Source organism: Burkholderia sp. HI2500, from assembly GCF_002223055.1.
Lineage (GTDB): Bacteria > Pseudomonadota > Gammaproteobacteria > Burkholderiales > Burkholderiaceae > Burkholderia.
In genome coordinates this window covers 2,436,623-2,456,662 of record NZ_NKFL01000006.1, presented here as the reverse complement: position 1 = coordinate 2,456,662, position 20,040 = coordinate 2,436,623, and the positions used below count along the sequence as shown (strand labels likewise).

20 protein-coding genes are annotated in these 20,040 nt (G+C 67.4%); 9 read left to right on the top strand and 11 right to left on the bottom strand.

Annotation, left to right across the window (positions count from 1 at the left end):
• Positions 1–134 precede the first annotated feature (134 nt).
• The 4 genes from CFB45_RS28735 to CFB45_RS28720 form a co-directional block, all read right to left on the bottom strand.
• Complete coding sequence (locus CFB45_RS28735; protein ID WP_089428454.1) at positions 135–2,585, bottom strand: phosphocholine-specific phospholipase C; 2,451 nt, start codon at positions 2,583–2,585, stop codon at positions 135–137.
• A gap of 44 nt (positions 2,586–2,629) precedes the next feature.
• On the bottom strand, positions 2,630–2,767 hold the full coding sequence (locus tag CFB45_RS39605) for a hypothetical protein (RefSeq protein ID WP_241022396.1): 138 nt from the start codon (positions 2,765–2,767) through the stop codon (positions 2,630–2,632).
• 169 nt (positions 2,768–2,936) lie between these two features.
• On the bottom strand, positions 2,937–3,617 hold the full coding sequence (locus CFB45_RS28725; protein ID WP_089428452.1) for an HAD family hydrolase: 681 nt from the start codon (positions 3,615–3,617) through the stop codon (positions 2,937–2,939).
• 23 nt (positions 3,618–3,640) lie between these two features.
• Positions 3,641–4,585: a choline ABC transporter substrate-binding protein gene (locus tag CFB45_RS28720; RefSeq protein WP_089428451.1), complete on the bottom strand. Its 945-nt coding sequence runs from the start codon at positions 4,583–4,585 to the stop codon at positions 3,641–3,643.
• A 268-nt stretch (positions 4,586–4,853) separates the two neighbouring features.
• Between CFB45_RS28720 and CFB45_RS28715 the strand changes: the two genes are divergently transcribed.
• The 4 genes from CFB45_RS28715 (at position 4,854) to CFB45_RS28700 (ending at position 7,407) form a co-directional block, all read left to right on the top strand.
• Positions 4,854–5,534, top strand: a complete 681-nt coding sequence (locus CFB45_RS28715) for an MgtC/SapB family protein (RefSeq protein ID WP_089428450.1) — start codon at positions 4,854–4,856, stop codon at positions 5,532–5,534.
• 43 nt (positions 5,535–5,577) lie between these two features.
• Positions 5,578–6,345, top strand: a complete 768-nt coding sequence (locus CFB45_RS28710) for a DeoR/GlpR family DNA-binding transcription regulator (protein WP_089428449.1) — start codon at positions 5,578–5,580, stop codon at positions 6,343–6,345.
• Positions 6,346–6,486: 141 nt separating this feature from the next.
• Positions 6,487–6,978: a molybdopterin-dependent oxidoreductase gene (locus CFB45_RS28705; protein WP_089428448.1), complete on the top strand. Its 492-nt coding sequence runs from the start codon at positions 6,487–6,489 to the stop codon at positions 6,976–6,978.
• Between the two features lie 105 nt (positions 6,979–7,083).
• Complete coding sequence (locus CFB45_RS28700) at positions 7,084–7,407, top strand: winged helix-turn-helix domain-containing protein (RefSeq protein ID WP_034188511.1); 324 nt, start codon at positions 7,084–7,086, stop codon at positions 7,405–7,407.
• Between the two features lie 74 nt (positions 7,408–7,481).
• On the opposite strand, the gene CFB45_RS28695 is transcribed toward CFB45_RS28700, so the two are convergent.
• The 4 genes from CFB45_RS28695 to motA all read right to left on the bottom strand — a co-directional run bounded on the left by CFB45_RS28695 (position 7,482) and on the right by motA (position 11,583).
• Positions 7,482–8,828, bottom strand: a complete 1,347-nt coding sequence (locus tag CFB45_RS28695) for a DUF2325 domain-containing protein (RefSeq protein WP_089428447.1) — start codon at positions 8,826–8,828, stop codon at positions 7,482–7,484.
• A gap of 120 nt (positions 8,829–8,948) precedes the next feature.
• Complete coding sequence (locus tag CFB45_RS28690) at positions 8,949–9,506, bottom strand: hypothetical protein (RefSeq protein WP_089428446.1); 558 nt, start codon at positions 9,504–9,506, stop codon at positions 8,949–8,951.
• A gap of 234 nt (positions 9,507–9,740) precedes the next feature.
• Positions 9,741–10,703, bottom strand: coding sequence for a flagellar motor protein MotB (gene motB, locus CFB45_RS28685; protein ID WP_089428445.1), 963 nt, complete (start codon positions 10,701–10,703; stop codon positions 9,741–9,743).
• Between the two features lie 10 nt (positions 10,704–10,713).
• Positions 10,714–11,583, bottom strand: coding sequence for a flagellar motor stator protein MotA (gene motA, locus CFB45_RS28680; protein ID WP_089428444.1), 870 nt, complete (start codon positions 11,581–11,583; stop codon positions 10,714–10,716).
• Between the two features lie 181 nt (positions 11,584–11,764).
• On the opposite strand from motA, the gene CFB45_RS38640 reads away from it, so the two are divergent.
• The gene (locus CFB45_RS38640) at positions 11,765–11,953 is read left to right on the top strand and encodes a hypothetical protein (protein ID WP_143329861.1); all 189 of its coding nucleotides are present in this window, start codon (positions 11,765–11,767) and stop codon (positions 11,951–11,953) included.
• A 46-nt stretch (positions 11,954–11,999) separates the two neighbouring features.
• Entirely contained in the window at positions 12,000–12,926 is a 927-nt protein-coding gene (locus tag CFB45_RS28675) for a patatin-like phospholipase family protein (RefSeq protein ID WP_373558420.1), read from the top strand.
• A 141-nt stretch (positions 12,927–13,067) separates the two neighbouring features.
• Here the strand turns inward: CFB45_RS28675 and CFB45_RS28670 are convergent, their stop codons facing one another.
• From CFB45_RS28670 to CFB45_RS28660, 3 genes are all read right to left on the bottom strand, one after another.
• Positions 13,068–14,549 carry an aldehyde dehydrogenase family protein gene (locus CFB45_RS28670; protein ID WP_089429189.1) on the bottom strand — a complete coding sequence of 494 codons (1,482 nt, stop codon included), beginning with the start codon at positions 14,547–14,549 and terminating at the stop codon, positions 13,068–13,070.
• A gap of 22 nt (positions 14,550–14,571) precedes the next feature.
• Positions 14,572–15,522, bottom strand: coding sequence for an agmatinase (gene speB, locus CFB45_RS28665; protein ID WP_089428442.1), 951 nt, complete (start codon positions 15,520–15,522; stop codon positions 14,572–14,574).
• A gap of 166 nt (positions 15,523–15,688) precedes the next feature.
• On the bottom strand, positions 15,689–16,573 hold the full coding sequence (locus CFB45_RS28660) for a helix-turn-helix transcriptional regulator (protein WP_089428441.1): 885 nt from the start codon (positions 16,571–16,573) through the stop codon (positions 15,689–15,691).
• A 198-nt stretch (positions 16,574–16,771) separates the two neighbouring features.
• Here CFB45_RS28660 and CFB45_RS28655 point away from each other — a divergent pair, with 198 nt between their 5' ends.
• The 3 genes from CFB45_RS28655 (at position 16,772) to CFB45_RS28645 (ending at position 19,954) form a co-directional block, all read left to right on the top strand.
• On the top strand, positions 16,772–17,116 hold the full coding sequence (locus CFB45_RS28655; RefSeq protein WP_089428440.1) for a cupin domain-containing protein: 345 nt from the start codon (positions 16,772–16,774) through the stop codon (positions 17,114–17,116).
• 83 nt (positions 17,117–17,199) lie between these two features.
• Positions 17,200–18,657, top strand: coding sequence for an NAD(P)/FAD-dependent oxidoreductase (locus CFB45_RS28650; RefSeq protein WP_089428439.1), 1,458 nt, complete (start codon positions 17,200–17,202; stop codon positions 18,655–18,657).
• 106 nt (positions 18,658–18,763) lie between these two features.
• On the top strand, positions 18,764–19,954 hold the full coding sequence (locus CFB45_RS28645) for an MFS transporter (RefSeq protein WP_089428438.1): 1,191 nt from the start codon (positions 18,764–18,766) through the stop codon (positions 19,952–19,954).
• Positions 19,955–20,040: the final 86 nt, after the last annotated feature.

Genomic DNA, 20,040 nt, shown 5'->3' with positions numbered 1-20,040 from the left:
TCGGCGCGTTCCACGACGCTCGGCTCGTCTAGCGCGTGCCGCGTGGCCGGAAAAGCATTCGGGCGCGACGGGGTACGTCGCGCCCGAATGCGTGTCGGCCCCGTGCGGGCGGCCGACACCGGCTGACCGTACCGTCAGATGTTGATCGTGACGGGGCCCGCGAGCGGCGTGTAGCCGTCGTCGAATAGGAACCACGCATCGTACTGCCCCGACGCCAGCGAACTGTTGGCCGTGGACGAGAACAGCAGCGAGCCGCAGTTCTTCGGCAGGTACGCCCACGACTTGTAGCTGCCCTTGGTCGGCTGCGCGCCATGCGCGAAGATGCCCACCCAGTTCTTCGGGCTGTGGCTCCACGGCGGCGCGACGTAGTCGAACCGCAACGTGCCGAACGTCGAGCCCTGCGCCGCGAGCGCCGCGACGAACTTCTTGCTGGTATTGCCGATCGCCGAATCCGTGAGCAGCGTGCCGGATTGCGTCTGCACGCAGCCGGCCACCCGGCGCAGGAAGTTCGGATCGTTCGCGTCGCGGATGCTGGCGTCGTACCAGCCGCCGTCGCCGTACCACGTGACGGCCTGCGTCTCGCCGGCGGCGACGGTGTACGACTGCCGCGTGTTCATCCCGTAGGCGTTGTCGGTGAGCTGGAACGTCGTCGCGCTGGTCCCCGCCGAATTGTCGAGCGTGATCTGCACGTTGCCGTTCGCCACGTCGTAGCACAGGCTGATTTCGGCGGTCGATCCCGTGTTGCCGGACGAGCCGATGCTGCCGCGGAACGTCTGCAGGAAGCCGTTCGGGCCGTAGACCGAATAGTCGTAGCCGCCGCCGCTGTTCAGCGCGAGCGAATCCGACAGGTTCGTGCACGGGCTCGCGCCGGCCGCGATCGTGTAGTGGCGGGGGATCGTGCTCGTGCCGTCGACCCATGCCTGCAGGTGCACGCCCGCGGTGCCGGTGTTGGTCATCGTCAGCGCGAGCGCGCGGCCGGCGCGGTTGACCTTGCCTTGCACGAAGAACTCGTAGGGCAGGCGGCAGGCCGTGCTGCGGCCGGTGGCCTGCGCCGGCACCGCGGTGGTGGTCGGGTAGGGGATCGGGACGGCCGGGCCGTTCGGGTTCATGTTGCTCGCGGGCGGCTGGATCGCGGGAACCGCCTGGTCGGCGTTCGAGAAATCGAAGGCCGACGTCAGGTCGCCGCACACCGTGCGTCGCCACGGCGTGATGTTGGTTTCCTGCAGCCCGAAGCGCGCTTCCAGAAAGCGGATCACCGACGTGTGATCGAACACCTGCGAGTTGACTTTGCCGCCCTTCGACCACGGCGAGATCACGAACATCGGCACGCGCGGGCCGAGCCCGATCGGCACGTCGCCGCTGGCCGAGCCGTCCGATGCGGCGCCGCTGCTCGCGACGAATTCTGCGGCCGTCGAGACCGTCGACTGCCCGGTGCCGGCAGCGGCGCTGGCCGGGACGGCCGGCGGCATGTGATCGAACAGGCCATCGTTCTCGTCGTACATGACGAGCAGCACCGTGCTGGCCCACACCGCCGGATTCGACGTCAGCGCATTGAGGACGTTGCTCACGTACCATTCGCCGCCGCTCGCGGCCCACGACGGATGTTCGCAGTACGCGTAGGGGGCGGCGATCCACGACACCTGCGGCAGCGTGCCGTTGGCGACGTCGGCCCGCAGCTGGCTGAAGAGGTTCGTGTCGTATTCCTTGCCGCCGCCTGACGGGTCGATCTGCGTGCCGTTGAGCGCCGGCGCGAGCGGATCGCCGGCGCCGAGGTTCTGGTACTGCTTGAAGTTCAGGATGACGTTGTCGCCGTAATTGCCGTTCCACCAGAGATCGCTTTTCGAGCCGTTGTATTCGCCGTAGCCATGACCGGCATCCAGGCCGTTGCCCTTGTCCTGGTAGAACTTCCACGTCACGCCCGCCGTGTTCAGGCGCTCCGGCATCGTGGTCCAGCCGGTGCCCGTCATCGTGTTGGTCGTGTACGGCGCATAGCCGGTGACGTTGCCGCAGCACCCGGTCCACAGATACAGGCGGTTCGGGTCCGTCGGGCCGAGCATCGAGCAGTGGTAAGCGTCGCACACCGTGAACGCGCTCGCCAGCGCGTAGTAGAACGGAATGTCGTTCTGCGTGAAGTAGTACATCGTGCCGCTGGTCTTTGCACCGGCCCAGTTGTCGTAGCGGCCGTTGTTCCAGGCGCTGTGCGTGCCGCTCCAGCTGTGGTCGAGGTCGCCGTAGTAGGTGTCGCCGTTCGCCGTGCCGAAGGGCGGGGACGGGTTGAACGGGAACACGTAAGACAGCATCCAGGGCTGTCGCCACACCGGATACCCGCTCGAAATCACGACCGGCCGCGGATCGCCGAAGCCGCGTGCACCGCCCAGCGTGCCGAGGTAGTGGTCGAACGAGCGGTTTTCCTGCATCAGGATCACGACGTGCTTCACGTCCTGGATCGTGCCGGTGACGGTGGCAGCGGGAATGGCCTGCGCGCGCGCGATGCTTTCGGGCAGCATGCCCGTGATCGCGGTGGCGCCGGCGAGCTTCAGCGCATCGGCAATGAATTGACGTCGGGTTGTGGGTTTGTTTTGCATGATCGCTCTCTGTCTTGGATGGCTGGCCCGGGGGCCGGCGTCGGTCAGTGGCACGCGCTCGCGCAGTGCAGGACGGGCGTGGACGCCGAGCCCGGTGCGGCCGCGCGCGCGGCCGCCATGCTGGCTGGCGTGCCCGAGTCGCCGTCACCGCAAGCGGCCAGCGTGCACAGGAGTGCGATCATGAAAACGCCGCGCCAGTGCGGAAAGCGGCTTTCCGACCGATGCGACTTGACGATGGGCTTTCGATCCGATTCGAGTCGGATTCCTGAATGATCGAGACTGTTGCTGCGTGCTCCGTATTTCATTACCCCTCCAGACATGAAAAATGGACAGCAGAGGATATCGCCCGAATCAGAACAACTTCATGACAGGCCACCCGCGCGTGCCTGCCACGTGCAACAGCTTCGAGTCGGGATTGGTGGCGACCGGATGCGTGACGTAGTCCAGCAGCGGCACGTCGTTGATCGAATCGCTGTAGAAGTAGGTGCGCTCGAAATCGGACGGCGCGTAGCCAAGTGATGCCAGCCATGCGGTGGTGCGCACGATCTTGCCTTCGCGGAAGCTGGGCACGCCCGTGCTGCGCCCGGTGAACGCGCCGCCCGGCGTGCCGTCGTCGGTATCGAGCTCGATGCCGAGCAGGTGCTCTATGCCGAATTCCGCCGCGATCGGCCGCGTGACGAAGACGTTGGTCGCCGTCACGATGCAGCAGAGATCGCCGTTCTCGCGATGGCGGTCGACCAGCTCGCGCGCCTGCGGCGTGATCGCCGGGCGGATCACTTCGTCCATGAACCGCGCATGCCAGCGTTCGAGCACCTTGCGCGGATAGCGGGTGAGCGGTGCGAGCGTCACGGCGAGATACGCGTCCATGTCGAGCGTGCCCGCCGCATAGTGACCGTAATGCTCGTCGATCAGCGCCACGTGCGCGTCGTCTTCCCGCCAGCCGACCCGCGTGATGAAGCGGCTCCAGGCCTGGTCGCTGTCGAGCGGCAGCAGCGTGTGGTCGAGGTCGAACAGCGCGAGATGCTTGTACATGGGTGGTTCCTTGGGTTGCGTGCTTACGCGCCGATGCGCTTCTCGATCGCGTCCTTCGCGTTCCTGCCGTCGATGGTCGTGACACCGTCGAGCCACTTCGACAGCACGCCGGGGTTCCTCTTCACCCATTCCTTCGCCACGGCGACCGGATCGGCGTGATTCATGATCGGCACCATCAGCTGGTTCTCTTCGTCGGTCGTGAATGTCAGGTTGGTCAGCAGCCGGCCGACGTTCGGGCAGCGTTCGAGATAGCCGGGCGTGACGAGCGTATAGACCTTCGCGGAGCCGTAGTTCGGGCCGAATACGCTGTCGCCGCCGTCGAGATAGGCGATCTTGTAGTTGATGTTCATCGGATGCGGCTCCCACGCGAGGAACACGATCATCCGGTGCTCCTGCACCGCGCGCGTCACTTGCACGAGCATTCCGGCCTCGCTGGATTCGACCAGCTTGAAGCCACCGAGCCCGAACTCGTTCTTGTCGATCATCCGCTGCACCAGCGCGTTGCCGTTGTTGCCGGCGCCGATCCCGTAGATCTTGCCGTCGAGCTGGTCGCGGAACTTCGCGATATCGGCAAAACTCTTGAGGCCCTTGTCCGACGCGTATTGCGGCACGGCCAGCGTGTAGCGCGCGCCGATCAGGTTCGGCTGCGGCAGCTGGTGGACGGCGCCGGCATCGACGAACGGCTTCACCGTGGGCGTCATGCTCGGATCCCAGTAGCCGAGGAACGCGTCGATCTGCGCCTTCTTCACGCCGGCCAGCACGATCGGCGGCGACGCGATCGTCTTGGTCGCCTCGTAGCCGAGCCCGTCGAGCAGCATCATCGCGACGCCGGTGGTAGCGGCGATATCGCTCCAGCCGACATCGCCGAGCGTCACCTTCCTGCAGACGTCGCCTTCCGACGCGTGACCGGGGGCCGTCGCCAGCGCCGCCAGCAGTGTGGCGGCCAGCATCCATGCCTTCTTCATCATGTGGGTCTCCTAAGCAAGTGTTCCGAATCGTGCAGCCTGAATGGTCTGACGATTGATCGTGCCGATCGGATGAAACAAGCGAACCTGGGTCTGGCTTTGTAGTTTTGCGTACCGTATATTAGAAACCACAAAATCGCAAGAACGCACAAAAATACAACTCGCCGGTTGCCGAGGTTGGCCACGGGCGGGCGAGGGCAGGAAGAGTCGGGCGGCGGCCCAGGCGGGCCGTGCTTCATCAGGTAGGCCAGGCAAAGCAAGGAGACTTCACATGATCAGTCAGCTGGAAATCGTGTCCCGCCTGTTGCTGGCGGCATTGCTCGGCAGCATCGTCGGCATCGAGCGCGAGCGCCTGTCGTGGGCCGCCGGATTGCGCACGCACATGCTGGTGGCGGTGGGCGCCGCGCTCGTGATGGTCGTGTCGGCGTTCGGTTTCGCGGATATCCAGGACGCGAAGAACGTGTCGCTGGACCCGTCGCGCGTCGCCGCGCAGGTGGTGTCGGGCATCGGCTTCCTCGGTGCCGGGTCGATCATGCTGCGCGGCGAGATCATCCGCGGCCTGACGACCGCGGCGAGCCTGTGGGTCGTCGCGGCGGTCGGGCTCGCGGTGGGCGGCGGCATGTATGTCGCCGCGATCGCCGCGACGGCGATCGTGCTCGCGATCCTGGCCGGCCTGAAGCCGATCGAGAAGCGCTTCTTCGCCGCGCGGCAGCGCTGGGGCGTGCGCATCCTCGCGAGCCGCGGCGCGGTGAAGCTGACGTCGCTGCAGGCGATGCCCGGCCTCGACCCGGCGCGCATCGTCCAGTTCATCATCGAGCAGGACGACGCCGAGCCGGACGACGACCGCATCCACGTGGTGTTTTCAAAGATGACGAGCCGCGAGTTCCAGGCAGTCCGTCAATCCCTGCAGACCCTCGTCGGCATCAAAAAGATGGAGGAGAGCGCAGCGTAGTCCGCCGTTCGAATAACATTGGCGTTCATTCCGAGGACATTCCATGTGGCAAGAAGAGCGATACCAGAGGATCCGGCTTCTGTTATCGAAGATGCAGCGCGTGTCGACCGACCGGATCATGGCCGACCTGAACGTGTCGCGGGAAACCGTGCGGCGCGATCTCGTCGATCTCGAGGCGCTCGGTGAACTGAAGCGCGTACATGGCGGCGCGGTGCAGGTGGGTGACGAAGCGCCGATCGCCGAGCGCGCGCAGACGCACGTGAAGGCGAAGCTGGCGATCGCCCGCGCGGCGGCCAGGCTGGTCGCGGGCTCGCAGACGCTGTTCATCGATGCGGGCACGACCACGACGCTGCTGGCCGAGGAACTGGCGAAGCTGTCGGGCCTCACGATCGTCACGAACTCGATCGACGTCGCGCTGAAGATGCGGTCGAGCGACCCGGGGCAAGCGAGGAACGAAACGATCCTGCTCGGCGGGATGATCGGCAGCCGTGCGGCCGCGACCGTCGGCGACGGCACGGTTGCCGAGATCTTCCGCTACCGCGCCGATCTCGCGCTGCTGTCACCGGTGGGCGTCGATGCCGTGCGCGGTGCGACCAACTACGACCGGATGGAAACCGAAGTGGCGCGCGCGATGGTCAGCAACGCGGCGGACGTCGCGATCCTGGCCGATTTCAGCAAGCTCGGCACGAACAGCCGGATCAGCTTCTGCGAGCCGGCGCGGATCGGCACACTGGTGACGGACCCGAAGGCGGAATCGGTCGACAGCTACAAGGGCCTCAAGAAGGTCATCAAGCACGTCGTGCTGGCGTAGCGCCACGCAGTGCGGGGCATGATCGGCAGCCGTTATGCCGCCCATGCGGCGCACCTTCTGTCGGCCGGCTTTTTAGCGGCGTAATATATCCGCCGATACAACGCAGGCCTGTCCACCGACGGGCCGTCATGGAGGCGGGCGATGGAGATGGCAGGGACGGCGGCGCCCTCGGCGCATCAGGCGGAGGCAGGCTCGATCGCGCTGACGGGCGCATTCGAGCGGCCGATGACGGTGACGCTCGACGACCTGCGCCGGCACGCGAGCGCGACGGCCGAGCCGTTCGACTTGCGCTGCTTCACGACGAACCGCTTCATCCGCTCGGTCGCGCCGTATCGCGGCGCGCGGCTGAAGGATCTGCTCGACGCGGCCGGGCTGCGCAACGACGCGCCGGGCGACTTCAAGCGCATGGTGTTCATCGCGCATGCGCACGACGGCTACGCGGTCACGTTCTCTTGGCACGAACTGTTCAACACGCCCGTCGGCGAACACGTGATCGTCGCGTTCGAATGCGGCGACGCGCCGCTGTCGATCGACGACGGCGCGCCGCTGCTGTTCTCGGGTGCCGACCGCCTGCCCGCACCGCGCCACGTGAAGCGGCTGGCCGGCATCGTCGCGCGCGTACTCGAGGTCTGAACCGGCGCCTGCCGCACCGGCCATCGTGTATGCTTGCCCGCATCGTTCAAAGGGCAGGACAACATGAAGACACCGGCACACCCCAAGCCTGAGGTGCGGTTCAGGATGCGTATCCAGCAAGCCGACACGATCGCGCTCGGGCCGGGCAAGGTCGCGCTGCTCGAAGCCGTGCGCGAGCACGGTTCGATTTCGGCGGCAGCGCGCAGCCTGAAGATGTCGTACCGGCGTGCGTGGTTGCTGATGGACGAACTGAACCGCTCGCTGAAATCGCCGGCGACGGTGTCCGAACATGGCGGGCAGAGCGGCGGCGGCAGCGTGCTCACGCCGGTCGGCGAGGAGATCATCCGCCTCTATCGCGGGATCGAGGCGCGCGCTTACGCGGCTTGCGCCGACGACATCGCCGCGCTCACGAAAATGGTCCGGCGCTGAAGGTGCGCGGACGCTGACAACGGGCTTTCACGGGCTCCCTGAAGGGCCACCCATGCGGCGAAGCGAATCAGATCCTAGCCGTGCCGCAGGCAAAAGCGCGACGCGTCGCCCGTGGCGGCATCCGATGCCATCCCGTCGCGCGACTGCGCATCGAGCCGCCCGATCAGCTCGACGAAACTGGCGACGCTCGCCGTGCGCAGCGGGTAGTACGCGATGTGGTGGCGTTCGCAGATGCGCTTGAGCAGGTTCATCGAATCGTGGTCGATGCAGTCGACCGGGAACACGACCATCCGCGCGCCCGGTAGCGTCGCCGCCAGCAGGCCCTTGCGATCCTCGATGCCGCCGTCGTGCAGCGTCACCTCGCCGCCCGCCGTTTCGACGATCCGCTTGATTGCGCGATTCGAGCCGGGACGCCCGCCGACGTACACCAGACGCGTACCCTGAAGCATCGACAGCGGATCGGCCGCGCGTTCGGCCGGATCGTCCGCCGACGCCTGCACCGCCTGTTCGATCGCGCTTGCTTCGGCGCGCAGCGTCTTCACCATCGCCATCAATTCGTCGAGCCGCGCGCGCATCGCGCGGGCGCTCGCCTGTTCCGCGGCGATCCGCTGCTCGGCTGCCTCGCGGCGGCTCGTGTGCAGTGCGAGCCGTTCGTCGCGCGCGGCCAGTGCTTCGCGCAGTTCGTGGACTTCGTCGCGCAGGACGCTTTCCGCCGCCAGCGGCTGCGCGCTCTGGCGGGCGGCGAGGGCATCGCGTTCCTGCAGCGCCGCGTCGCGCTGCGCGCTCATTTCGTGCAGACGCACCTGCTGCCGTTCGATCTTCGCGTGCAGCGCCGCATTCTCTTCCTCCAGCGCGACCAGCCGCCGGATATCGGCACGATTGGCCGCGCCGACCAGGTGCGACAGCATGTGCAGGTCGCCGAACGCGGCCTGGCGCACGCCCATCGTCGTGCGCGGATGCGTCATCAGCGCCCAGTATGCAGGTGGAATATCGCCGCTCTTCAGCGCTTCCTTCCAGCGCGCGAGGAGTTCATCCGCATCCTTTGCGCTGTCGAACGCGCGGATCGCGCCGGCGTAGCGCTCGTCGAGCGCCTTGTGCAGCGCCTTCGCGCCGGCCGTGCCGTCGATGGCGAGTTCGACGGCCGCGTGATGGATTTCGAGGTCGGTCGCGCGCTGGCGATCGAGGTCGGTGAACTTCGGCACGAGCCTGCGCAGTTCGTGCGTGGTCAGGCAGGTGCCGATGATCGAGCAGTGCAGGTTCGCATCGAGTTCGGACAGGCGCGCGCGGCGCTTCAGCTCGGTCAGTTGCGCGCGCGACGGCGCGCAGCATGCGTCGATCCGCGTGCCGGTTGCCGCGGGCAGGGTACCGCCGGGCGTCGAAAGATCCGCCGTGCGGGCAAGGCGAAAAGGCGGAGCGTGCATGTTGACCTCTGTCCGGCCTGGTCGGGCCGGGGACGGATGCGCGAAAGATTTGCGAAATATACCACGGAATATAACGCTGGAAATTCCGGGGAAATCACGGAGCAAGGCCGCGCGGCGCGGTCAGCAGAGCGCGGTTGAATCGTCGGTGAGCGGCAGTGCGGCGGGGGCTGGGGCCGGTGCCGGTGCTTCGGGCGAAACGGGGAGCGATGGCGGCGCGTGACGTGCCATCACGTACTCGACGCACAACCCGACGAACAGCACGTCGACACGCTCCAGCGCGGCGACCGCGTCGCGCATCGCGGCCGGGTCGTTGCTGAACGAGTCGGAAAACACGTCGTCGCGCGTGCGTTCGAGGCGGCGCGCGTGGCCGATCACCCGTTCGAGTTCGGGCAGGCGCGTGAAGCGGGCAGCGCGGGCGGCGTGTTCGAGCGTCGACAGCAGTTCCCGAAAGCCCATCGCGGACAGCGCATCGTCCGGCCAACCTTCAGCATGCGCCGCCGAGAACATCCGGATGAAGCGCACGACGCTGCCGCGCAGGCGCCGGAACGCGTCGACGACATCCGTGACCTGCTGTGCGCGCGCGTCGCTCGACAGCGGCCTGAGCGCGTGGATCTTGCGCGCGAGCGGCTGTTCCCGTGCGGCGCGCTGCGGGGCGCGATCCGTCGGCGTGCGGGGCATGGCGAGTCTCCGGAAGTGCGGGTATCGATATATTCTAAGGAATATATCGAGTGCGCAGAAAAAGACGGCACCGTGGAGGAGACGCGGTGCCGTCAACGGCCGGAGCGGCCGACTGGTCAGTCGATATCGCTTACGGCCGTTCCGGACGCGGCCGTGACGCGGAGGGACCTGCCGCCGGGCAGGAGGATCGGCGAGTGGCAGGACCCCCCATCCGGCCCAAAGCAGCGAACGTGCCTAATGCTGCCGTGCCACCGCCACCGCCGCCGGCAACACGACAGCCCGCGCACCCGCCGTCTGATCCACGGTCGCCCGGCCACCGTCGTGAAAGAACGCCTGCTCGGCGGCATTGTTCATCACGAGGATGCTGATGCGGCGGTTGATCGGCTCGTCCGCCACATTCTTGTCGAGCGGCAGGGCATCCGCGAGCCCGCGCACCTGGAGCAACTTGTCTTCCCGCAACCCGCCCGCGACCAGCGCACGCCGCGCCGCGTTCGCGCGATCGCTGGACAGCTCCCAGTTCGAATAGCCCGTGGAGCCGTCGGGATACGGCGTCGAATCGGTATGCCCCGCGATCGACACGCGGTTGTCGACATCGTCGAGCGCCGACCCGATCTGGGTGAGGATCGCGGTGGCATAGTTTTCGGGTTGCGCGCTACCCGACGCGAACATCGGGCGCTTCAGCGAATCGACGATCTCGATGCGCAAGCCCTCGTTGGTGATCGCGATCCGGATCTGGTCCTGGTACGCGCGCAACGACGGGCTTTGTGCAATCGCCGCGGTCAGCTTCGCCTTCAGGCGTTCGAGCTTTTGCGTATCGACGATGCCGGCGAGTGCCGCGGGCGAGCTGGCCGGCACCGGTTGCGCTTTCGCGTTGATCGCCGGCGTCGGGTCGGACATGTCGCGGCCGCCCCCTTGGACCACGCTCGGGCGCGGCGCCTGCGCGTCCTGCCCGCCGGACAGCAACGTCGACAGCGGCGTGTTGAAGTAGTCCTCGATGCCCTGCTTGTCGTACTTGGAGACCGAGCCGAGCAGCCACATCAGCAGGAAGAACGCCATCATCGCCGTGACGAAATCGGCGTACGCGATTTTCCAGGCGCCGCCGTGATGGGCGTCGTGGTCCTCGCCTTTCTTGCGGCGCACGACGACGAGCGATGCCGCGACGGACGGTTTCGACGGGTTGGAGCGACTGTCGGCCATGGCGCCTCCGTTACGCGGCCTTGGGCGATTTCGTCGCGCGGACGGCCTCGTCGAGCTCCTTGAAGCTCGGGCGATCGGCGGTGAACAGCACCTTGCGGCCGAATTCCACCGCCACCGGCGGCGCGTAGCCGCTCATCGACGCGAGCAGCACGGCCTTCACGCACTGGAACGGCTTGGCCGCGGCGCGGCCCTTCGCGTTGAGCAGATCCGCGAGCGGACCGACGAAGCCATACGCGAGCAGGATGCCGAGGAAGGTGCCGACGAGCGCGCCGGCGATCATCTTGCCGAGCACGGCGGGCGGCGCGCCGACCGAGCCCATCGTGTGCACGACCCCCATCACCGCGGCGACGATGCCGAACGCCGGCAGGCCGTCCGCCATCTTCTGGATCGCATTGGCCGCGACCGACGCCTCCGCATGGTGCGTATGCAGTTCCTCGTCCATCAGGTCCTGCATCTCCAGCACGTTCACGTTGCCGCCCGACATCATCCGCAGGTAGTCGACGATGAAGTCGAGCAGGTGATGGTCTTCGAGCACGTGCGAATACTTCTGGAACAGCGGGCTTTGCTCGGGCGCATCGACGTCGGCCTCGAGCGCCATCATGCCGTCCCGGCGCGCCTTCTGCAGCAGCTCGTACAGCAGCGCGATCAGTTCGACGTATTGCTGCTTCGTATAGCCGCCGCCCTTGAAACAGGTCGGCAGGGTCTTGAGTGTCTTCTTCAGCGTCGTGACCGGATTGCTGACGACGAACGCACCCAGCGCGGCGCCGAAAATGCATAGCAGCTCGAACGGTTGGAGAAGGGCCGGCACATGGCCACCCACACCGACAAAACTGCCGATCACCGACCCGATCACGACGATCCACCCGATGGCTACAAACATGATTACCTCGTCCGCGACTTGCGCTGCTGCATCCGTTGTTCAATAGCGAGCGGGGCGCCCGGCTGTCCCGCTCCATGCCCGCGATGGCGCCGGTTCGCTGCAAGACGACGTCGATCGGCGGGTGTTGATGCAATAACGGCGATCGTCTGGACAACTGAACCCGTGATTGCACGGATCCCGCGTGGCGCATGAGCTGCACACGTTTGCGCGTGCCGATGTGCGCAACTTTATTGATCGAAGTCAAAAAATGCGCGGCCGTCGCGTGAACGACCGGGCGGATGTGAGCGGGAAACGGGGCGGGAGTGATGCAGCCGTCTCCGAAAAAGGATGGCGCGGGATGCCGGGCAACGTGGCGTGCATCGCCGGTTGAACGGCAGGGTTTTCATCAGGACAACCGAGGCGCCGCACGATCCATCATGGCGAAAGCGCTATCGCAGCCAACCGCAGGAGGGCGCACCGTGACGTCCGATTCCATTCCCTCGACCGCCTTCGTGTTCGCCGGCGGCGGCAGCCTGGGTGCGATCGAGGTCGGCATGCTTCGCGAACTGGTCGCGAGCGGCGAACGGCCCGATTGCGTGATCGGCGCGTCGGCGGGCGCGATCAATGCCGCCTATTTCGCCGGCCGGCCGGACGCGGACGGCATCGCGATGCTTGAAGCGCTGTGGTGCAGGATCCGCCGCCAGGACGTGATGCCGTTCTCGATGCGCAGCCTCATCGCGATGCTGCTGCGCAACCGGCCGCATCTGGTCGAGGCCGACGCGCTGCGCCTGTTGCTGGAAAAGAACCTGCCGTATCGCCGGATCGAGCAGGCCGCGTTGCCGCTCCACATCGTCGCGACCGACGTGCTGAGCGGCCGCGAAGTCGTGTTGTCGGCCGGCCCGGTCGTGGATGCGGTGCTGGCCAGCGCGGCGATTCCCGGCGTGTTTCCGTCGGTCAGCATCGACGGCATGGAACTCGTCGACGGCGGCGTCGCGAACAACACGCCGATCTCGGTCGCGATCGCGCTCGGCGCCAAGCGGATCGTCGTGCTGCCGGCCGGGTTCGCCTGCGCGTTGCGCGTCCCGCCACGCAGCCCGATCGCGCATGCGACGCACGCGCTGACACTCGTGATCGCGCGGCAACTGGTGCGCGATCTGGAGCTATACGGGGCGCGCGCGCACATTCATGTCGTGCCGCCGCTCTGTCCGCTCGAGGTGTCGTCCTATGACTACTCGCAGTGTGCGCAACTGATCGACAAGGCCGCGGCACGCACCCGCGCGTGGATCGAGGAGGGCGGCCTCGCGGCGTGTGCGATTCCAGGCCAGTTGCGCGAACACGATCATGCTGCGGTGCATTCGCATTGATCGTTGCTCACGCACCGTGCAGCCGCAGGGCCGACGAACGCCGGTTGCCGGGCCGCCTGGGCCTCGGTCCATAAATCGGTAAAAAAGACGGCACCGTGCCGCGAGACACGGTGCCGCCAACGGCCTCGAAGGCTCCACTGGTCAGTCGATCGCGTGCATCGCGTGGCGCAGCTCCTGATAGCTGCGCAGCCCCGCCACGCCGAGTTCGCGCCCGATTCCGCTGAGCCCGAAGCCGCCCCAGCACACGTGCGGGTAGATGAGCTGCGGCGCGTTGATCCACACGAGCCCCGCGCGCACGCGCTGCTGGAATTGCTTCGCGATAGCCGCATCGCGCGTCACGACGGTCGCGACGAGCCCGTAGCGCGTGTCGTTCGCGAGCGCGATCGCTTCGTCGTCGGTGCGGAACGATTTCACGCACGCGACGGGGCCGAACACTTCGTCGGTCCACAGCGGGTTGTCGGCGGCCGGCTCGGCGATCACGACGGGCGCCATGAAGAAGCCGTCGCCGCCGGCATCCGCCACGCGGCCGCTGAAGGCGACGCGTGCGCCCGCATCGATGCCGTGCTGGAGCATCGCTTCGACGCGCGTACGCTGTGCGGCCGAGATCAGCGGCCCCATCGCGACCTGTTCCGCGGCCGGCGGCGCGACGACGAGCGCGCGCACGGCGGTCTCGAACGCGGCCATGAAGCTGCGGTACACGCTGTCGTGCACGAGGATGCGCGCGGTGGCCGAGCACATCTGGCCCGCGTTCGTGAAGGCGCCCGCGACCGCGAGCGACACGGCGACGTCGAGGTCGGCGTCGTCGCGCACGATCAGCGACGACTTGCCGCCGAGTTCGAGCGTCACGCGCTTCATGTCGACGGCGGCGGCCTGCATGACCTTGCGGCCGGCCGCGGTGCTGCCGGTAAACGAGATCTTGTTGATCAGCGGATGCGCGGTCAGCGCCGCGCCGACGTCGGCGCCGCCGTTCACGACGTTGACCACGCCGGCCGGTACACCGGCTTCGGCGACGAGGTCGAGCAGCGCGTGTTCGGTCGGCGACGTGAGTTCGGACGGCTTCAGCACGACCGTGCAGCCGGCCGCGAGCGCGGGCGCGAGCTTCCACGCGGTCGTGACCATCGGGAAGTTCCACGGCATGACGAGCGCCGCGACGCCGACAGAATCGTAGAAGCGCTCGGCGGTGACGGCGTCGCTCGGCAGTGCGACCGGTTCGGCCGTGAACAGCGCCGGGTCCTCGCACAGCTTCGCGTAGTACGCGAACGTCGCGGCGACGTCGCCGACATCGGCGTCGGCCTCGAACGGCGGCTTGCCGCTCACCTGCATCTGCAGCGCGGCCAGGCGATCGCGGGACGCCTCGACGCGCTCGGCGATCTTGGCGAGAATCCGGCCGCGTTCGGCCGGCGGCGTGTCGCGCCAGCCGGCGAACGCGTCGCGCGCGGCACGCACCGCGGCGTCGACGTGCGCGGCTGTCGCGAATGCCTGCCAGCCGATCGCGGCACCCGTCGATGCGTCGAAGATCGGCGCGCCGGGCGCGTCGGCAGGCGTGTGCACGGGCTGGCCGGCGATATGCGCGGCAGGCAGCACGGACGTGGCGGTGGAACGGGAAAGCTCGGCGGTGGACATGAAGGTCATCCTGTCGGTCGGGTTAGCGGTAGGCGACGCCCGGCATCACGCAGAGCATCTCGAACGCGAGGTTCGCGCCGGTGAGCGCGGTGGTGCCGGTCGGATCGTACGGCGGCGCGACTTCGACGAGGTCCGCGCCGACGATGTTCAGGCCCTTCATCCCGCGCACGATTTCGAGGCCCTGCTGCACGGTGAGGCCGCCGATTTCCGGCGTGCCGGTGCCGGGCGCGAACGACGGATCGAGGCCGTCGATGTCGAAGCTCAGGTAGACCGGCGTGTCGCCGACGCGTTCGCGCACCTGCGCCATCAGCGGCGCGAGCGACTGGTTCCAGCACTCTTCAGCCTGCACGACGGTGAAGCCCTGCTGGCGGCACCAGTCGAAATCGTCCGCGTGGTAGCCGGTGCCGCGCAGGCCGATCTGCGTGACCTTGTCGCATTGCAGCAGCCCGTCTTCCACCGCGCGGCGGAACGGCGTGCCGTGCGCGATCTTCTCGCCGAACATCGTGTCGTTCACGTCCGCGTGCGCGTCGACGTGCACGACGGCGACCTTGCCGTACTTTTTATGCAGCGCGCGCAGGATCGGCCACGCGATCGTGTGGTCGCCGCCGAGCGTGATCGGCCGGCAGCCGTTCGCGACGATCTCGTCGTACGCCTCCTCGATGCGGCGCACCGAGTCCTTCAGGTCGTACGGGTTGGTCGCGACGTCGCCGATGTCGGCCACCTGCAGCGAATCGAACGGCGCCGCGCGCGTGGCCATGTTGTACGGGCGCAGCAGCACGGATTCGGTGCGGATCTGGCGCGGGCCGAAGCGCGAGCCCGAGCGGTTCGACGTGCCGAGATCGAGCGGCACGCCGACGAAGCACACGTCGAGGCCGTCGGTCGTCGCGGCTTGCGGCAGCCGCATCATCGTGGCGATGCCGCCAAAGCGCGGCATCTCGTTGCCGCCCATCGGTTGATTCAGTTCGCGGGGCATGGGCCGTCTCCTTTATTTGAGGTCAAGCGATCGGCCGATGGTAGAGGAGAACACGCGCGCGAAGATTTTGAAGTCGCAACGTTTACATCGACGGGCTTCGATGCAAGTGGCGCTACCGCATCGACGCAGCGCAACCGAACGCGGCCGCGCAGTGCGGCCGGGTGTGTCAGCGTGAGATGCCCGGCGATGCGGTGCCGTCGTGCGCGCCGGCGGAAGGGAGCGTGGTGGTGGCCGAACCCCACGCAGCGAGTTCGCGCTTCGTGCGCACGCCGAGCTTCGCGAATGCGCGCTTCACGTACGACTCGGCCGACGCGACCCGCACGCCGAGGATCTCGGCCGTCTCCGGCACGGTCTTGCCGGAGAGCAGGTGCTTGCAGGTTTCGTATTCGCGCTTCGACAGCTTCACGCCGTCGGCCGCGATCCGCGCATCGAACTGCGCGAGCGGATGGACGTCGGGTATCGGGTGCGCGACGCGCCGCACGGCCGTGGTCGACGCATGCAGTTCGAGCAGCGGGAACAGCACGTCGCTGATGCTGCGAAAGCGGTTCATCTCGGCGAGCGTGAATGGCGGCCGGTCGCGGCCGCGCTCCAGCGCGATCGAATGCTGCGAATAGCGCGTGCCGCGCGCGAGCACGCATTCGTGCCCGATACGCACGTCGTCGAACAGCCGCTGGCGGAATTCGCCGGGCGGGATCGCCGCGATGTCGCGCACCACCAGCATCGTGCCCGTCTTGCCGCGCAGCCCCGCGAACAGCGGGTCGCTGTCGAGAAAGCGCTCGTAGTAGAGCGTCATCACGTCGGAGATTTCGGTGGATTCGGTATCGATGCCGCTGCTGCCGATCCATTCGCATCGATAGCCTGTGGGCATCGAGCCGTCGACGCGTGAGCGCTCGACGTGTGCGACGTCGAGCGGCACGACTTCATTGAGCAGTTGCGTGAGGCGCGGCACGAAGTGCGGCGTGCCGACCGTCTCGATCAGCTCGCCCAGCGCCTTGAACGACACGTTGAAGCGGTCGTTGTCGCGGTGGAAGGGGTTCACGTTGAGCAGCATGCGGTTCCCCGGGTGAAAAGCGGCGCGATTGTAGCGTTCGCAACCGAAAACGTCATTAAGGGGAAACACCGTCGGTTGTCCTGCCGACCCGTTTGCCCCGGAAAACACCGCTTGTCCCCCCCGGAGGGGGGCATACCGGGGCAGTGTAAATGAGTAACTTTGTTTCTGCTTTTTTCAATCAAGAGACGAAAGATTCACATGACCAAACTGATCAAGGACATCCTGCCGCTCGGCGCAGGCATCGGCGAATTCACGAAGCTCGACTTCGGCATGGACGAAAGCGACTGGCGCGCGGCGGAAGGCAAGAGCGGCAACTACATCATCGGCTGGTGGGAAGGCAAAGCCGGCTCGGTGGAGTTTCCGGAAACCGCGGCCGACGAAGCCGTGTGGCTCGTCGAGGGCCGGATCGCGCTGACCGACGTCGAAGGCAACCGCAAGGAATTCACGCCGGGCCAGGGCTACCTGCTGCCGGCCGGCTTCGCGGGCCGCTGGGAGACGATCGAGGACGCGAAGAAGTTCTACGTGCTGCTCGAGAAGTCGTGATGTCCGAAGCCGCCGCCGAGCGCGTCGTCCGTGTGACGCGCGCCCGGCGGCGGTTTCGCTGTTCGCGTGTGATGGCTGGGATCATGGAAATGGAAGTCAAGACAAGAGAGACTGCACCGGAGGAGGCGCACGCGATGCGTGGCGCGCCGGTCGCACTGGGCGTCGAGGCGGCGCTCGCGAATACGAAGCTGTTCCCGTACTGGCTCGACAACCCGGCGGCGCCGGCCACCGAGCCGGAACTCGTCGGCGACGTGACGGCCGACCTGCTGATCGTCGGCGGCGGCTTCACGGGGCTGTGGGCGGCCGTGCAGGCGAAGGAGCAGATGCCGCACCTGAACGTGGTGCTGATCGAGGCCGGCAAGGTGGCGCACGGCGCGTCGGGCCGCGCAGGCGGGATCATCTCGACGTCGGTGATGCACGGGCTGCCGAACGCGGTGCGCGTGTTCCCGAACGACATCGCGCAGCTCGAGGCATTCGGCCATCACAACCTCGACGGTTTCGAGGACACGCTGAAGCGCTACGACATCGACGCCGATATCGAGTGGAACGGCGAGATGACGGTGGCGGTCGATCCCGAGCACATCGCGCACCTGAAGGGCGACTACGACCTGCATCGCGAGTACGGGCACAACGTCGTGCTGCTGAACCGCGAGGAAACGCTCGAACAACTGAATTCGCCGCTGTTCGCGGGTGCGCTGTGGTCGCGCAACCGCAGCGGCATCGTGCATCCGGCGAAACTCGCGTGGGGGCTGAAGCGCGCGGCGCTGACGCTCGGCGTGAAGCTGTACGAGCACACGCCGCTCGTGACCGTGACCGACGAAGGCAGCACGGTGTTCGTGACGACGCCGAAGGGCAGCGTACGCGCGCCGCGCGTGGTGTTCGGCAGCGGCACCGCGAAGGTCGGGATTCCCGACATCAACCGCCGCGTGATGCAGGTGCGCGACCACGTGCTCGCGACCGAGCCGCTCACCGACGAGCAGCTCGCGCGCATCGGCTGGAAGAATCGACAGGGCGTGTACGACACGCGCACGCAGCTCAACTATTTCCGGCTGACGAAGGACAACAACATCATCTTCGGCGGGCTGGTGAGCTATCACTTCGACGGCGACCCGGAACCGCACCAGGACGGCCAGCGCGAAACCTACTACCGGCTCGCGGAAGCGTTCTACCGCACGTTCCCGCAGCTGTGCGACGTGCGCTTCTCGCACGCGTGGGGCGGCCCGATCGACTACTGCTCGCGCGGCTCGGTATTCGCGAAGCGCTACCTCGGCGACAAGGCCGTGTTCGTCGCCGGCTATACGGGCTTCGGCGTCGCGGCGAGCCGGTTCGGCGCGTTCATGGGGCTGAACATCCTGTTCGACCGCGACAGCCCCGAGCGCAAGCTCGACATCGCGAACCAGAGCCCGAGCTACATCCCGCCCGAGCCGATGCGCTGGGTCGCCGCGAAAATCACGTTCCATGCGTTCGACGGCGCGGATGCGGAAGGCGGCTGGAAGCGCGCATGGATCAGCGGCATCAAGGCGATGGGCTTCCCGATGTAGACGACGACGGGGCGGCCCCACGCCGGGGCGCCCCGTCATGGCGGCACAACAAAAAACGATCCCCAGAGGACACGGTTCGCGCCGCGGACACGGAGAGAGACACCAGATGAATGTAGTCAACCTGCAGGATGAAGCGCGGCAGGAAAGCGCGCTGTTCGTCGTCGTGATGCTGCTGCTCGGCATGCTCGGGCCGACGGTCTTCCTCGGCCTGCCCGCGATCGTCGGGCAGGTCGAGCGTCATTGGGGCTTCGGCGAAGCGGCGCTCGGACTGTCGAGCTTCATCGAAGTGCTCGGCGAATCGACAGGCACGCTGCTCGTCGCGTTCGTGCTCGGCCGCCAGCCAGTGCGGTGGGTGCTCGCGGGCGCGGTGACGCTCGCGGCCGGCGCGAACCTCGGCACGCTCGCGACGCACGGGCTGGTGGCGTATTCGGCGTTGCAGTTCATCGCGGGCGTCGGCTCGGGCGGGCTGAACGGCATCGCGCTGCGCTACCTGTCGTATTCGCGCGCGCCGGAACGCAATCTCGGGATCATGCTGATGGGGCAGGTGACGTGGAGCATGGTGCTGCTCGCTTATATCTTCCCGATGCTGAGCGACACCTGGGGCGCGCACGGCGTGTTCGGGTTCGTCGCGTGCGTGCTCGGCGTGTTCGTGCTCGCGACGCCGCTGTTTCGCCGCGGCGAGACGCTGGCCGCACCGGCGCCGGAAGGCGTGGCCGGCCGCATCGACCGCAACGGCGCGATGCTGGTGCTGTGCGCGCAGCTTGCGCTGTACGGCGGCGTCGGCGTCGTGTGGACCTTCCTCGAGAAGATCGGCACCGCGGCGGGCCTGAGCGGCCAGTCGGTGTCGCTGGTGCTCGGCGCCGCGAACATCGCGAGCCTCGTGATCTGTGCGGCGATGCCGAAGCTCGGCGCGGGCGCGGGCCTGCGCCGCTGGGCGCTCGTGAACCTCGGCGGTTGCGCGGTCGCGGCCGTGCTGCTCGCGCTGCCGGCCTCGGCTGCGACGTTCACGCTCGGCGCGATCGTCTTCATCGGCTGCTGGACCGGCGGCGCGCTGCTGATCTACGCGACGATTCCGCAGTACGACCTGGTCGGCAAGTCGGCCGCGTTGTCGCCGGGTTGCGTCGCGCTCGGCTATGGCGTCGGCTCGGTCGCGGGCGGCTCGCTGATCGAGCGCGCGGGCACGCAGTCGGCGCTGATCGCGGCGATCGTGCTGTGCGCGGTGGCGTTCCTCTGCTACCGGCGGCTGCGGCCGGCCGTGTTCGGCATGGAACGCGCGCTCGCGGTGGCATCTGAATGACGGTGGCGACGCGCACCGCTGCCGATGGCGGCGCGCGTCCGGTTCGGTTCATCGGCGCAGGCGGCGAGCGTGACGTGCGAGGCGCG